General features: G+C 65.9%; 15 protein-coding genes. 7 read left to right on the top strand and 8 right to left on the bottom strand.

Annotated features, from left to right (window positions below; genetic code table 11):
• Nucleotides 1-43: 43 nt before the first annotated feature.
• Complete coding sequence (locus FHS02_RS24020) at nucleotides 44-2,503, top strand: glycoside hydrolase family 95 protein (protein WP_137316897.1); 2,460 nt, start codon at nucleotides 44-46, stop codon at nucleotides 2,501-2,503.
• A 52-nt stretch (nucleotides 2,504-2,555) separates the two neighbouring features.
• Here the strand turns inward: FHS02_RS24020 and FHS02_RS24015 are convergent, their stop codons facing one another.
• The 3 genes from FHS02_RS24015 to FHS02_RS24005 all read right to left on the bottom strand — a co-directional run bounded on the left by FHS02_RS24015 (nucleotide 2,556) and on the right by FHS02_RS24005 (nucleotide 4,949).
• Nucleotides 2,556-3,500 carry an alpha/beta hydrolase gene (locus FHS02_RS24015; RefSeq protein ID WP_217496868.1) on the bottom strand — a complete coding sequence of 315 codons (945 nt, stop codon included), beginning with the start codon at nucleotides 3,498-3,500 and terminating at the stop codon, nucleotides 2,556-2,558.
• 172 nt (nucleotides 3,501-3,672) lie between these two features.
• A complete protein-coding gene (locus tag FHS02_RS24010; protein ID WP_137316898.1) occupies nucleotides 3,673-4,149 on the bottom strand; it encodes a hypothetical protein in 477 nt (158 codons plus the stop codon).
• On the bottom strand, nucleotides 4,146-4,949 hold the full coding sequence (locus tag FHS02_RS24005; protein ID WP_137316899.1) for a tetratricopeptide repeat protein: 804 nt from the start codon (nucleotides 4,947-4,949) through the stop codon (nucleotides 4,146-4,148). The genes FHS02_RS24010 and FHS02_RS24005 overlap by 4 nt, the downstream gene beginning before the upstream one ends.
• Before the next feature lie 101 nt (nucleotides 4,950-5,050).
• Here FHS02_RS24005 and FHS02_RS24000 point away from each other — a divergent pair, with 101 nt between their 5' ends.
• Entirely contained in the window at nucleotides 5,051-5,332 is a 282-nt protein-coding gene (locus tag FHS02_RS24000) for a hypothetical protein (RefSeq protein ID WP_137316900.1), read from the top strand.
• 4 nt (nucleotides 5,333-5,336) lie between these two features.
• Here FHS02_RS24000 and FHS02_RS23995 read toward each other — a convergent pair whose 3' ends face one another.
• Entirely contained in the window at nucleotides 5,337-6,281 is a 945-nt protein-coding gene (locus FHS02_RS23995) for a cupin-like domain-containing protein (protein ID WP_371861442.1), read from the bottom strand.
• Nucleotides 6,278-6,787 carry a YgjP-like metallopeptidase domain-containing protein gene (locus FHS02_RS23990; protein WP_137316902.1) on the bottom strand — a complete coding sequence of 170 codons (510 nt, stop codon included), beginning with the start codon at nucleotides 6,785-6,787 and terminating at the stop codon, nucleotides 6,278-6,280. The genes FHS02_RS23995 and FHS02_RS23990 overlap by 4 nt, the downstream gene beginning before the upstream one ends.
• A 36-nt stretch (nucleotides 6,788-6,823) precedes the next feature.
• Here FHS02_RS23990 and FHS02_RS23985 point away from each other — a divergent pair, with 36 nt between their 5' ends.
• From FHS02_RS23985 to FHS02_RS23970, 4 genes are all read left to right on the top strand, one after another.
• Entirely contained in the window at nucleotides 6,824-7,711 is an 888-nt protein-coding gene (locus FHS02_RS23985) for an endonuclease (RefSeq protein ID WP_229422425.1), read from the top strand.
• Nucleotides 7,712-7,913: 202 nt separating this feature from the next.
• Nucleotides 7,914-8,585 (top strand): molybdate ABC transporter permease subunit, encoded by a 672-nt coding sequence (gene modB / locus FHS02_RS23980; RefSeq protein ID WP_137317767.1) that lies wholly within the window; start codon nucleotides 7,914-7,916, stop codon nucleotides 8,583-8,585.
• Complete coding sequence (locus FHS02_RS23975) at nucleotides 8,582-9,256, top strand: ABC transporter ATP-binding protein (RefSeq protein ID WP_137316903.1); 675 nt, start codon at nucleotides 8,582-8,584, stop codon at nucleotides 9,254-9,256. The genes modB and FHS02_RS23975 overlap by 4 nt, the downstream gene beginning before the upstream one ends.
• Nucleotides 9,253-10,122, top strand: coding sequence for a TOBE domain-containing protein (locus FHS02_RS23970; RefSeq protein ID WP_137316904.1), 870 nt, complete (start codon nucleotides 9,253-9,255; stop codon nucleotides 10,120-10,122). Before FHS02_RS23975 ends, FHS02_RS23970 begins: the two co-directional genes overlap by 4 nt.
• Nucleotides 10,123-10,161: 39 nt before the next feature.
• Here the strand turns inward: FHS02_RS23970 and FHS02_RS23965 are convergent, their stop codons facing one another.
• The 3 genes from FHS02_RS23965 to FHS02_RS23955 form a co-directional block, all read right to left on the bottom strand.
• Nucleotides 10,162-10,665, bottom strand: coding sequence for a Dps family protein (locus FHS02_RS23965; RefSeq protein WP_137316905.1), 504 nt, complete (start codon nucleotides 10,663-10,665; stop codon nucleotides 10,162-10,164).
• Between the two features lie 486 nt (nucleotides 10,666-11,151).
• A complete protein-coding gene (locus FHS02_RS23960; RefSeq protein ID WP_217496869.1) occupies nucleotides 11,152-11,505 on the bottom strand; it encodes a KGG domain-containing protein in 354 nt (117 codons plus the stop codon).
• A gap of 306 nt (nucleotides 11,506-11,811) precedes the next feature.
• Entirely contained in the window at nucleotides 11,812-12,417 is a 606-nt protein-coding gene (locus FHS02_RS23955; RefSeq protein ID WP_229422426.1) for a hemerythrin domain-containing protein, read from the bottom strand.
• A 235-nt stretch (nucleotides 12,418-12,652) separates the two neighbouring features.
• On the opposite strand from FHS02_RS23955, the gene purU reads away from it, so the two are divergent.
• Entirely contained in the window at nucleotides 12,653-13,522 is an 870-nt protein-coding gene (gene purU, locus FHS02_RS23950) for a formyltetrahydrofolate deformylase (protein ID WP_137317770.1), read from the top strand.
• The last annotated feature ends 10 nt before the right edge of the window (nucleotides 13,523-13,532 follow it).

Here is a 13,532-nt window from a genome sequence, read left to right as displayed (position 1 = left end):
GCCGCGCTGCCCCGGCATTCCCTCCGATTTTCCAGGACAGCCCATGACCGTTCGCTTCGCCGTTGCCCTTCCCATTGCCTTCCTGAGTGCCGCGCTGCTGGCCGCCACAGCCGGCGCCGCGCCGGCCGATGCGCTCACGCTGCACTACGACCGGCCCGCCGAGGCGTGGACGGAGGCTCTCCCGGTCGGCAATGGCCGGCTCGGCGCGATGGTGTTCGGCCGCCCGGGCGAAGAGCTGCTGCAGCTGAACGAAGCCACGCTGTGGAGCGGCGGGCCGGTGGGCGGGAACCTCAACCCGGGCGCCTTCGATGCACTGGGCAAGGCACGCGCGGCGCTGGCAGGCGGCGATTACGCCGGCGGCAGCGACTGGGCGCGCAGGATGCAGGGGCCGTACACGGAAAGCTACCAGCCGCTGGGCGACCTGCTGATCCGGCAGGACCTCAAGGGCACTGCGACCGGCTACCGCCGCGCGCTCGATATCCGCGACGGCATCGCCACCACGTCGTTTACCGTGGACGGTGTGCGCTACGGCCGCGAAGTGTTTGCTTCCGCGCCGGACGGCGTGATCGTCGTGCGGCTGACGTCGAGCGCGCCGCGCCGGCTCGACCTGGACGTGGCCGCCACCAGCCAGCTGCGCGCGCGCACTGCCGCCACCGGCACGGCGCTGGTCATGGCGGGCAGGGCACCGGCGCACGTGGACCCGAACTACGTCAACTACAACCCCGAACCGGTCGTGTGGGCCGATCCGTCCGGCTGCCGGGGCATGCGTTTCGAACTGATCGTGCAACCCGTCGTCACGGACGGCACGGTCGAAGCCAGCGGCGAACGCATCGCCATCCGGGGCGCATCCGAAGTGGTGCTGCTGCTGTCCGCCGCCACCAGCTTTGCCGGCTTCGACAAGTGCCCGGACAGTGCCGGCAGGGACCAGCATGCGCTGGCGCTGGCGCACCTGGAGAAGGCGGCGAAGCGCGACTATACGACGCTGCGCGCGGCCCACGTCGCGGAGTTTCGCCGCCTGTTCGACCGCATGGCGCTGACGCTCAATCCTGGCGAAACGGACCGCACGGCGCTGCCCACCGACCGCCGCCTTGCCGAGTTCACGGCCGGCCAGCCCGACGCGGCGCTGGAAGCGCTATACGTGCAGTTCGGGCGCTACCTGCTGATCTCGTCGTCGCGCACCCGTGGCGCGCCGGCCAACCTGCAGGGCATCTGGAGCGATGCCGTGCGGCCGCCATGGAGCAGCAACTACACCACCAACATCAACGTGCAGATGAATTACTGGCCGGTGGAGAGCGCCAACCTGTCCGAGCTGTTCACGCCGATGGATGACCTGATCCGCCATCTCGCGGTCACCGGTGCCGATACGGCGGCGTCGTACTACCGCGCGCCCGGCTGGGCGGTGCACCACAACTCCGACATCTGGGCCGCCAGCAATCCGGTCGGCGATTTCGGCAAGGGCGATCCGAAGTGGGCCAACTGGTCGATGGGCAGCGCGTGGCTGAGCCGGCACCTGTGGGAGCACTATCAGTACACCGGCGACACGGCCTACCTGCGCGAGGTCTACCCGCTGATGAAGGAAGCGGCGCGCTTCACGCTGGCGTGGCTGCACCCGGACGCGGACGGGCACCTGGTCACGTCGCCGTCGACATCGCCGGAGAACGATTTCTATTATGGCGACGGCAGGAAGGGCACCGTCAGCGTGGGCGCGACGATGGATCTGGCCATTGCCCGCGACCTGTTCGAGAACGTGGGCGCGGCCGCGCAGGTGCTGGGCATCGACGGCGCGTTCCGCGCCGAGCTGGAGTCCGCCACCGCCAGGCTGCTGCCGTTCCGCGTCGGCGCGCGCGGCCAGTTGCAGGAGTGGTACAAGGATTTCGACGAAGTGGAACCGCATCACCGCCACGTCTCGCACCTGTACGCGCTGCACCCGGCGCGCACGATCTCGCCGCTGGCGACACCCGGACTGGCCGCCGCGGCGCGCCGCACGCTGGAACTGCGCGGCGACGACGGCACGGGCTGGGCGCTGGCGTGGAAGGTCAACTTCTGGGCGCGGCTGCTCGACGGCGACCGTGCCCACCGGCTGTTCCGCAACCTGCTGCGGCTGACGAAACCGGGCGACAAGCATGGCGGCGCCTACGCGAACCTGTTCGATGCCCATCCGCCATTCCAGATCGACGGCAACTTCGCCGGCACGGCCGGCGCCATCGAGATGCTGCTGCAAAGCCAGAACGGCGAACTGCACCTGCTGCCGGCGCTGCCAGCCGCGTGGCGCGACGGCGCCGTGAAGGGCATCGTCGGGCGGGGCAACTACGTCGTCGACATCGACTGGCACGGCGGTCGATTGCGCGGTGCCCGCATCGAAGCGCGGCAGGGCGGGCAGTGCGTGGTGCGCACCGCCGTGCCCGTCGAGGTGGACGGGGTGCGCAGCCGGCCCGGCGCAATCGGCCATACGGTGACGTTCAGGGCCGTGAAAGGAAAGACTTACGCCGTGCGGCCTATTTGACGAAGCGGGACTTCGCTTCCAGGCGATTGCGCGGCGGGTCAGCGCATCAGGGTCAGCGCATCAGCGCCAGCGTCGCCGCGCCCAGGTGGGAGTCGCCGGAACCGAGCACGTCGAGAATCTCGAAATGATTCACGCCCGGCAGCACAAACGTGCCGGCAAGCCGGCCGGCCGCGCGCAGCGCGCCGGCCAGCTGGCTGCCCTGGCGCCTGAATTCCGGGCTGTCGCCGCTTCCCCAGGCGACGATTACCGGGCACGTTACATCACGCAGCTTGTGGACCGGGCTGAGCTCCGTGCGCTCCCGCGGCGTGAGTTTCAGGTGGCTGTTGCCGGCAGCCAGTACCACCGGCTCGAGATCGCACAGGCCGCTGAGGACAAGGCCGCCCTTGAGCAGGTCGGCCGGCATGCCGAAGCGGGTCCAGTCGGTCGTCAGCATCATGGCGGCCAGATGCCCGCCGGCTGAGTGCCCGCCCACGTAAAGGCGCGCGGGATCGACGCCGAACTGCGCGGCGTGCCTGCCGGCCCATGCGATCGCGCGCCGGCACTGGTCCACCATGCCGGGCAGCGTGTTGTGCAGGATACTGGCGAATTCCGGGGCGAGGAAGTGGGCGCCGTGCTGCGTGAAGGCGGGCGCCAGGAACGATACCGATTCCTTCGAGCCGAAGCGCCAGTTGCCGCCATGGATGAAGATCATTGCCGCGCGCCCGGCGCCAGGCTCCCGGGGGGAGAAGATATCCAGTGCTTCGGATGCGGCCGGCCCGTAGCTTGCCGTCCTGGGAGGGAATCGCGACCGGATCTTTTCGCCGGCCTGGGCCTGCCGTGCCAGCAGTTCGCGCATGTCCGGTACCCACTTCGCGTCCGAGTAGGCATCGTCCAGTTCCTGCTGGGTGTAGTGGAGCCAGACCTTGTAGTTAGGGGTACCCCGCGCCGCCGGCCCGGCGGCCCATGCCGGACTTGCCGCCAGCAGCGCACTGCTCGACAGGAATGTGCGGCGATCCATGGCGTCTCCTTGCAAGCCGGTCTCCCGTGCAAGGGTAGCGCATTTCCGGCGCGCGGCGGCGGGATCGGCAGGGCTGCGAAGGCTGGCCGTTGCGGAAAACAGACCGGCAACTTTGTCGGCACGGACGACTCATGGGGCGCTTACCCATCGCCCATGATTGCATGGCCGTTCGTCAGGAAGCCCGTGGATAAGAGCAGGAGGAGGGCTGCGCTGCGGGAAACGTTGAAGGCAGTAGCGTGAACCAGTCTTCGAGCTCGTCGTTTGATTGCAAGAGCTGGATGCTTCCGGTGAATCCGGTGCCGATGCCGACCGGTACGTGATCGATCATCAAGCCCCGGAGGGCGCTCACGATGGCAGGCATTCTTTCCGGGTTGCTGCGGCGCAGCCTGCGCAAGATTGCGGGCAGGACGACGACAGCCAGCAGCTGCAGTCCTGCAGCGCCGGGCAGGTAAGCCGTTCCAGCAGCCCAGTCAAGTGTTATCGACTCGCCAGACGCCATGGCGCCGAGCGTGCGAGGCGCGACAACGTAATGGGCCGCAACGAGCGGAGCCAGATGCTTCTTCAGCGAACTAATGTCCGCATGGCGGGTATGACAACCAGCCGTGTTGCCGTGGTCGAACAGCAAAGAGATTTCTGCCTCGACGATCATGGGCTGCTCGTCTCGTCGGTAACAGGAGGCAGCAGGCCCAGGTCGGCGATCGATGACAGCCGCCCGGCTGCAATGTAATCGTCGGCACGCCGCTGCCCCTGCCATTTCAGCAACACGTGCTGCAGTCGGCCGTTATCGCGCAACGCCACGTAACGCGCGCGCGCTTCGTCATCGCCCCTGCCGATAGCTCGCAGGTAGTAAAGTGCAGCGGTTTCATAGTCTGCGCGCGCTTCGGCTGCGCGACCAAATACGGTGTCCTCGTTCTCCGCAGCAGGCTGCTCCGCGACCGGTGATGTCTTTCGCTTCCTGCGAGCCCGATCGAGCGCTTGCCAGCGCCGTGCCTGTGCGAGGCTTTTGCGCACACCGTGCATCCCGGTTTCATAGACCACAGCCAGGTTGCAAATGGCAAGGCTGGCCGCCTTGTCTCCCATGAAATCGATCAGTTCCGCGCAATTACGGCAGGTGTCCGCACTGCGGCGTTTGCAGGTCTTATCCTTCCTTGCTGCGCGGCGCCAGTAGCGCAATGCCTGCACCGGGTCCGCCGGAATGACGTCACCTTCAAGATACATGCTGCCCAGTGCGAACAAGGCGACAACACTGCCACCACCTGCAGCCTCTTGAAACAGTGCATGAGCACGCACGCGGTTCTTGCGAACACCCGAACCCTGCAGGTAGCAGATCGCGAGCTCGGCTTTCGCGGCTGGCAAATGCGGCGCCAGCGCGCGGAGGCGGGCAACTTCCTTAAAGGGATCGTCATACGATCCGTCGAAATACATACTTTCCACTTCAGTTTGTCGCATGTCGGCCTCAAGAATGTCCTTGGGAATTTTTGCATGCCACGTGGAAAATGTCCAGATAATCAGCTAAGATAGATTATCTATAGATACTCTTGGGAGGTAGGATGAAAACTGCGGATGCCGTTGCGGCTGATCTCCACGGTTTGTTCCACACCACGTTCGGTGGCAAGTCCAAAGGCCGCTTCAAGATTTCCAGGGAAGACCTGAGGCTTTTGTCAGGACGTACCAAACTCCGCGATGAGTTCCTGGTGGACGTCTTCCTCGCACTGTCGCAGAAACCGTATTTTCTGAAAGCGATACCGATCGCCGGGGATGCCTATTTTGGTATCGTCGAAGAGATGAAAATACTGGCGTGGCGCTCGGTTCCTGCCAAGCTGCTGAAGTAACCTTCTATGGTGCTGATGCGATACTTCGGCGGTCAGCCGCCCTGTCGCCCAGCACCAGCGGCACACCGCGCGCCCAGCGGTTCGACGACAGCGAAAACGTCAGCGCGCGCACCTGGTGGAACCAGCCGGCCGGCACGTACAGCATGTCGCCGGGACCGACGAGGCATTCGATCGTCGCGGCCTGCCGGGCCAGTGGGAACCGGTCGAAGTCCGGTGCTTCGGGATCGAACGGGGAACCGAACAGGATGGCGTTGGCTTCGTTCGGGTACAGGAATTCGTCGTGGTGGGGCGGCGCCAGCATGATCCGCTTGCTGCCCCAGACCTGCGCGAAGAGGTTGTCGTCGTAGTCGCAATGCAGCGGCGTCACCGTGCCGGCGGGGCCCAGCCAGAAGCGGGGCGGTCCGATCTTGTCGAAGTACGAAGGCCAGTGGCACAGCCGGTTCAGTTCGCGCAGCTCCAGGTTGCCCAAGTAGGGCGGCAAATGCATGGGCGGCAAACCTTCGGTGCCGGCAGCCACCAGGTCCAGGTACTCGAGCATGCCCATGTCGCGCATCGCCCGGTCGGGCGCGAAAGCCGTGTTGACGTAGTCGCCCACCCGGGCGCGCACGGGCAGGTGGCTGTAGTGCTCGCGCAGCGACTGCACCGTGAGCGCGGCCAGCGGCCAGCGGTCGACGATGCCGGTCATCACGAATGGCAGGCCCTGCGCTGCGCGGGCGCGAAACGCCGCCTTGTCGAGCGCCTTGACGCGCGGGACTCCAGCAATGGCGGGGAGGGTACGTGCTGCCGCCTTGATCGCTTCGCGCATTCCGGCGATGGACGCCACGCCGCGCACCTGCGCATCCTTGCGTTCCCGTGCCGCGTAGTGGGCGGCGCGGTCGGCGGCGGCGGCTTCCGATTCCTCGCGCGTGGGCGGCAGGCGCGGCGTTTTCCGCGTCACGACGCCGTTCACCACAGCTTCCGCCCCGAATGCTCCAGTTCCGTCAGGTACAGGCGCACGTCGAATTCGTACTGGTGGTAATGCGGTTCCATGTACGTGCAGAGTTTGTAGAACGCCTTATCGTGCTGCTTTTCCTTCACGTGCGCCAGTTCGTGCACGGCGATCATGCGCAGGAACTCGATCGGGCAATCGCGGAACATGGTGGCCACGCGGATCTCGTGCTTGGCCTTCAGCTTGCCGCCCTGGATGCGCGAGATGGCCGTGTGCAGACCGAGCGCGTGGTTGATCACGTGGATCTTGCTGTCGAATAGCACCTTGTCGATCGGCGCGGCGTTGCGCAGGAATTCGTCGCGCAGGCCCTGCACGTAGTCGTACAGTGCCTTGTCGTTGCGCACGTCGTGGGCTTTCGGATAACGTTTCCTGATCACGTCGCCGAGGCGGTTCTGGTTCAGCAGGGCTTGCACCTGGTGGCGCGTGTCGTCGGAATACGCGCCGAGGTATTTCAGTATGGCTGTCATGGCGGCGAAACTGTACCACAGCAAAGTACTTCGATCTTGCCTGCCCGTATTGCCACGCCGTATCATGGCGTGATGCGCACCCATGTCAATTCAGTGGGACTGCTGATCCGCGCCGATCCCGCACTCCTGTTCACGTATCCCGCCCACATCCCGCGCGACTGCATCGATGTATTGCCGCAGCAGCCGGGCATCTACATCTTCCGCGACGAGGCCGCCACGCCGATCTATATTGGCAAAAGCGTCAACATCCGGCACCGCGTGCTGTCGCACCTCCGCACGCCCGAGGAGGCGCAGATGCTGGCACGCACCCGCCATATCGATTTCGAGCGCACCGGCGGGGAACTGGGCGCGCTGCTGCGCGAGGCCATGCTGATCCGCGAACACCAGCCCGTCTTCAACGTCAAGCTGCGCCAGCAGCGCGACATGTGCTCGATCGCCCTGAGGGAACATCGGCCGGAGATCGTGTTCGCGAAAGAAATCGATTTCGGCCGCACCGATGGGCTGTTCGGCCTGTTCGGCACGAAAAAGGCGGCGCAGGAAACCCTGAAGAACGTGGCGCAGTCGGCCAGCCTGTGCTCGGTGCTGACGGGGCTGGAAAAGGGCAGCCCCGGCCGGCCGTGTTTTGCGCGGCAGATCGCGCGCTGCCGCGGCGGCTGCACCGGCGAAGAAAGCGTGGCCGACCACGGCGCGCGGCTGGCGGCGGCGCTCGGGCACATGCAGGTCCGGCGCTGGCCGTACGAAGGTCCGATCGCGATCGTCGAGGAGTCCGGCGGGCTGCGGCAGAAGCAGCTGGTCGACAACTGGTGCTACCTCGGCACCGGCAAGCTGAAGAAGAAGCGCGGCGCGGCGCGCTTCGACGCGGCGGTGTACCACATCCTCCAGCGGCCGCTGCTGGAGGGCGGGCTGGCCATCGAACTGCCGTAGCGCTGGCGCCGCCTGGTTGCAGCCGCATGGTTGCCACGCTATATCCGGAGCGCGATAGGGAGCACTGAAATTCATCGCTATATAATCGTGTATATTGCGCTTTTCGCTTCTTCCACGAGAGTTTCATGCGTAGCAGCCTGCCGTTGTTCTTCCTGGCCGACCCCGCAGGCCTCTCGGCCATGCACCGTTCCGGGAACCCATGATGGCGGATGCCTGGATCCCGCTCGGCCTGTCGCTGAAGGTGGCGTTGTTTGCCACGCTGATCGACCTGGTATTCGGCGTGGCCATCGGCTGGGTGCTGGCGCGCCGGCGTTTTCCCGGTCGCGAACTGCTCGATGCGCTGCTGACGCTGCCGATGGTGATGCCGCCCACCGTGCTCGGCTATTACCTGCTGGTCGTCATCGGGCGCAACGGCCCGCTGGGCGGCTGGCTGCATGACGCGTTCGGCATCAACCTGATCTTCACGTGGCAGGCGGCGGTGATCGCCGCGGCCGTGGTCGCGTTTCCGCTGGTCGTGAAAGGCGCGCGCGCCGCGTTCGAGACGGTCGACCCGCAACTGGAGCAGGCCGCGCGGGTGCTCGGCGTGTCCGGACCGGGAGTGTTCCTGCGCGTGACGCTGCCGCTGGCATGGCGCGGCGTGCTGGCCGGCACCCTGCTGGCGTTCGCCCGCTCGATGGGCGAGTTCGGCGCCACGCTGATGGTGGCCGGCAGCATTCCCGGCAAGACGCAGACCTTGTCGATCGCCGTCTACGAAGCCGTGCAGGCCGGGCAGGACGATACGGCAAACCTGCTGGTGCTCGTCACGTCGGTTGCCTGCGTGGCCGTGCTGGTGGTGGCCAGCCGGCTGGCGCCGCCCCGGAAGGCGCTGCCATGATCCGCGTGCACGTCGATACCACGCTGCGCTCGGGCAACCGCACGTTCCGGCTGGACGCGCGCTTCGCCTCGGCAAGCCAGCGCATCGTCATCTATGGCGCATCCGGGGCGGGCAAGAGCCAGATGCTGAAGGCGGTGGCCGGGCTGGCCCGGCCGGATGCCGGCCATGTCGAGCTGGCCGGGCGCGTGCTGTTCGACAGCGCCAACGGCATCGACGTGCCGCCGCAGCGGCGCAACGTCGGCTACCTGTTCCAGGACTATGCCCTGTTTCCCCACCTGAACGTGCGGCAGAACATCGCGTTCGGCCTGCGCCGCGGCCTGTTCAACCCGCCGCGCAACGCCAATGGCGAAACCATTGCCTACTGGCTGGACGCGTTCGGGCTGGCGCCGGTGGCGCAACAATTGCCGGACCAGTTGTCCGGCGGCCAGCGGCAGCGCGTGGCGCTGGCGCGGGCCCTGATCGCCGAGCCGGCCGCGCTGCTGCTGGACGAGCCGTTCGCGGCACTCGATCCGGCGCTGCGCGTACGCATGCGCGCCGAGCTCGACGCGCTGCAGCGCCGCCTGGATATTCCGATGTTGATGATTACGCACGACCCGGAAGACGCCGTCGCGTTCGGCGGCCATGTACTGACGATGGCCGATGGCGCCATCGTATCGGAGGGAGCGCCATGACGGACCCGGACGACGAAAGCGGCAAGACGAATCCCGAGCAGGCCGGTCCGCTGGAACTGCACGGCAAGCTGTGGCTGAGCTCCGGCGGCAGGCACCTGGGCGGCCCGGACCGCATCGCGCTGCTGGCGGCTATCGCCGCGCACGGCTCGATCACCGCGGCGGCCAGGGCCGTGGGGATGAGCTACAAGGGCGCGTGGGACGCGGTGGACGCGATGAACAACCTGGCCGGCGCGGCGCTGGTCGAGCGGCTGGCCGGCGGCAAGGGGGGCGGCGGCACGCGGCTCACCGAACGGGGCGTGCAACTGGTGGAACAGTTCCGGCGCCTGGAAGAAGTGCATCGCCGCTTCGTCGAACAGCTGGGCCGGAACCAGGGCGCGGATAACTTGCGCGACATCGATCTGCTACAGGTGATGAACATGAAAACCAGTGCGCGCAACCAGTTCCTGGGCAGCGTGGAAACCGTGACGCGCGGCGCCGTCAACGATGAAGTCGTGCTGCGCATCGTCGGCGGGCAGCGCATCGTGGCGGTGGTCACGCATGAAAGCGCGGCAAGCCTTGGCCTGGCGCCGGGCGTGCAGGCATTCGCGCTGGTCAAGGCGTCGTCGGTGATCGTCGCGGTGGCGGAGCAGGGAACGGGGGAGGAGCCCATGCGGATCATGAAACTGTCGGCCCGGAACCAGCTTGCCGGCACCGTTGCCCGCGTGGTGCCGGGGGCGGTGAATGCGGAGGTGGCGATCGCGCTGCCGGGTGGCGGCACGATCGCGGCCACCGTCACGCGCGACAGCGTGGAAGAGCTGGAACTGGTGGCCGGGATGCCGGCGACCGCGCTGTTCAAGGCGTCCAGCGTGATCGTCGGCGTGGTGTAGCGGGAAAGCGGTGCCGGCATGCGCGCCGGCACGCTGTCATCAGGCGGTACGGGTCGATTCGTACAGGAACCAGATACGCTGTTCGGCTTCGTCGATCCAGTTTTCCAGCAGGCTGGCGGTGGCGATGTCCTGGTCTTCGTCGCACACGTCGTGCACTTCGCGCATCCATTTCACCAGCGCCTGGTTGTCGTTACGCAGTTCGTCCAGCATGGCGATGGCGTCGACGAACGGCGCGTCATTGTCCTTGATGCGTTGCAGTTCCGAAATGTGCTTGATCGAGCGGATCGTGGTGCCGCCCAGCTTGCGCACGCGCTCGGCGATCGGGTCCAGCATCGCGTAGATGGCGGTGGCTTGCTCGTCGAGCAGCAGGTGGTACGAGCGGAAGTGCGGTCCGCTCACGTGCCAGTGGAAGTTCTTGCATTTGATGTACAGCGCAAACGTATCCGCCAGCAGCGCGTTCAGCCCTTCAGCCACTTCCTTGCGGGCTTTGTTGCCGAGGTCGGTCGGCGTCTTCAGTGCGTCCTCTTTTGCCTGGTCGTTCATGTGTGCCTCTTCTGAATTTGGAAATTCATTGTATCGCAGACAATGGCGCCGCGTGATGAACCGTGCGGGCAGGTTTCACGACTCCCGGAAGGGGGAGAAGCCCCGCCGACAGGCCGATTCCAGGCCGGGAATCCGTGCAGCGCGTGCGCGGGCCGCGGCAAAAATAAGCGGGGCAATCGCGGGGCATGCGGCAGGGAGCAGGCTGCGAGGGAAGCGCAGGGCGCGAGGGAAGAGCAGGGCGCGAGGCAGGAGCAGGGCGCGCGAGAGAGGAGCCAGCCGCGCGAGAGAGGAGCCAGCCGCGCGAGAGAGGAACAAGCCGCGAGAGAGGAACAAGCCGCGAGAGAGGAACAAGCCGCGAAAGAAGAACAAGCCGCGGGACGGTTGCGGTGGGCCGGGGGCCCAGGAGAGATCCGGAAAATCGGCGGTGCCGGGGATATGCCCCCGGCCCGCCGTGATGTGGATGCGCCGGCGCGGCGGTCGACGGGGTCAGCGCTTTTCTTCCTTGCCTCCCTGGCGTGCCAGCCGGCTGGCCGACTGGCGGCTTTCACCGCCCTTGCGGCCGATTTCCGCCATGTGCTCGCGATCCCTGCTGACTGCCTCGCCGCCTTTCTGGCCGGCGCGACGCGCTTCCTCGGAATCGAATTCGTGCGCCGTGCCTTTCTGGTGGGCGGCCTGGCCCCCCTTGCTGGCAATCATCCGCTGGGTTGCCACGTCCATCGCGGCAAAACCCCGTTTGCTCGAGGTTTTTCCGCTCCCCGGCGATTCCGCCCGCTGGCTGTTGCCCTTGCCCGGTTCGGATCGCTGTTCGGTTCCTGCATCGTTGCCGTGATTTGTAGCCATGTGTCACCTCTCTCACTCTAAGGATCGAATCCAGGCATCGAATCGGCAGAACAGGATCGGCGCTGACGAATCGAGCTGACGAATCAAGCTGACGAATCGGAGCTGACGAATCGAAGTTGACGAATCGAAGCTGACGAATCGAAGCTGACGAATCGAAGCTGACGAATCAGATCTAACGAATCAGACCGGCCGGTTCAACTGAATCGATGCATCGAAGCCGGGCCACCGGCCCGGGTGCCGAAGCGGCAAGGTCGGCCGCTTCGTGTGGTTAGAGGAGGAGGCCGTCGCGTAAGTTCCGGCGATCGTTCAGGAATCGGCCTTGCCGATGGCGGAGCGTTCGCCGACGGCTTCGCGCGTGCCGCTGCGCAACGGGCGGGCGCCCATGTCGTGCTCCAGCTGCTCCTTGCGGTCGGCCAGCTGTTCGCACAGCGACATCAGGTCCGCGCCGCCCTGGCGCGCCTGCGTGAACATTTCCTGCTCTTCTTCCTCTACATGGTGTTCGATCGCCTTGCGCAGCATGGCGATGGTGCTGTCGAGGTCCGGATCGTCGCCGGACATGCCCTGGATATGGGCGATCAGCTCTTTCGCCTCGGCGTGCTCCTGGATGGCTTCCTGCACCATCTTTTCATCGCCGGTTTCGCTGCGCACGGCCGGATAGAAGATTTCCTCCTCGATCATCGTGTGGATTTCCAGCTCCATGCAGATCTGCAGGGCCAGGTCGGCCTTCAGGCTGATGTCGCCGATGTTCTGCAGCCGCTCGTATTCACGGAACAGCTGCTTGACCTTGTCATGGTCGGCGGTGAGCAGGGCGACGGCATCCTTGGCCTGCGTATTCTGGCTGCGCGGCATGTCGATGGCGGGGTGGTCGGCGCTGCTCGGCATCGGCACCGGATCGTTGATGTTGGTGGTCATGGGTGGCTCTCCTGTTATGTGATGAAGATGCCGCGCAAGGGTCTGGTCGAGTGCATCGGCCGATGCGTTGCGCGGCGGCTGCCTGTTACCTGCGATCCAGTATATGCCTGGCGCCATAAGGCAGGCGCGCTCTTGCCATATTGGTATGCTCTGCCGTTCGTGCGACAATAGCGCTCTTGCGCCGGCTCCGGCCGACTCCAGCCAGAACCGACCTCAGCCCAACAGCTCCCTACTCATCATGCATCCCGAATACATCCTCACGCTTTCCTGCCCGGACCAGCGCGGCATCGTGCACCGCGTGTCCGGTTTTCTTGCCGAGCACGGCTGTAACATCATCGATTCCGCCCAGTTCGGCGACCAGGAAACGTGCAAGTTCTTCATGCGCGTGCACTTCGCCGCCGAGGATGCGGCGGTGGGCGATGCCGTGCTGCGTGCCGAATTCGCCGAACTGGCCGACACGCTGCGCCTGGAATGGCACCTGCACGATGCGCACCGCAAGCCGCGCGTGCTGCTGATGGTGTCGAAGATCGGCCATTGCCTGAACGACCTGCTGTTCCGCTACAAGAGCGGCCTGCTGCCCGTCGAGATCCCGGCCATCGTGTCGAACCACATGGATTTCTACCAGCTGGCGGCCAGCTACAACATCCCGTTCCACCACCTGCCCCTGGCCGCGGGCGCGCCGGAAAGCGCCAAGCTGGCGCAGGAAGCACGCATCATCGACCTGGTGGAGTCGCACGACATCGACCTGGTGGTGCTGGCCCGTTATATGCAGATCCTGTCGCCATCGCTGTGTGCGCGGCTGAAGGGCAAGGCGATCAACATCCACCACTCGTTCCTGCCCAGCTTCAAGGGCGCCCGGCCGTATGCGCAGGCGCACCAGCGCGGCGTGAAACTGATCGGCGCCACCGCCCATTTCGTCACGGGCGACCTGGACGAAGGTCCGATCATCGAGCAGGACGTGGAACGCGTCGACCATTCGATGGATGCGGAAACGCTGTCCGCCATCGGCCGCGACGTGGAATGCGTGGTGCTGGCGCGCGCCGTCAAATGGTTCGTCGAGCACCGCGTGCTGCCGAACGAACACCGCACCGTGATTTTCAAATAAGACTGTATCA

Origin of the sequence: Pseudoduganella umbonata (genome assembly GCF_014192225.1) — a bacterium.
Lineage (GTDB): Bacteria > Pseudomonadota > Gammaproteobacteria > Burkholderiales > Burkholderiaceae_D > Rugamonas > Rugamonas umbonata.
This window is presented reverse-complemented; position numbering and strand designations above follow the sequence as displayed.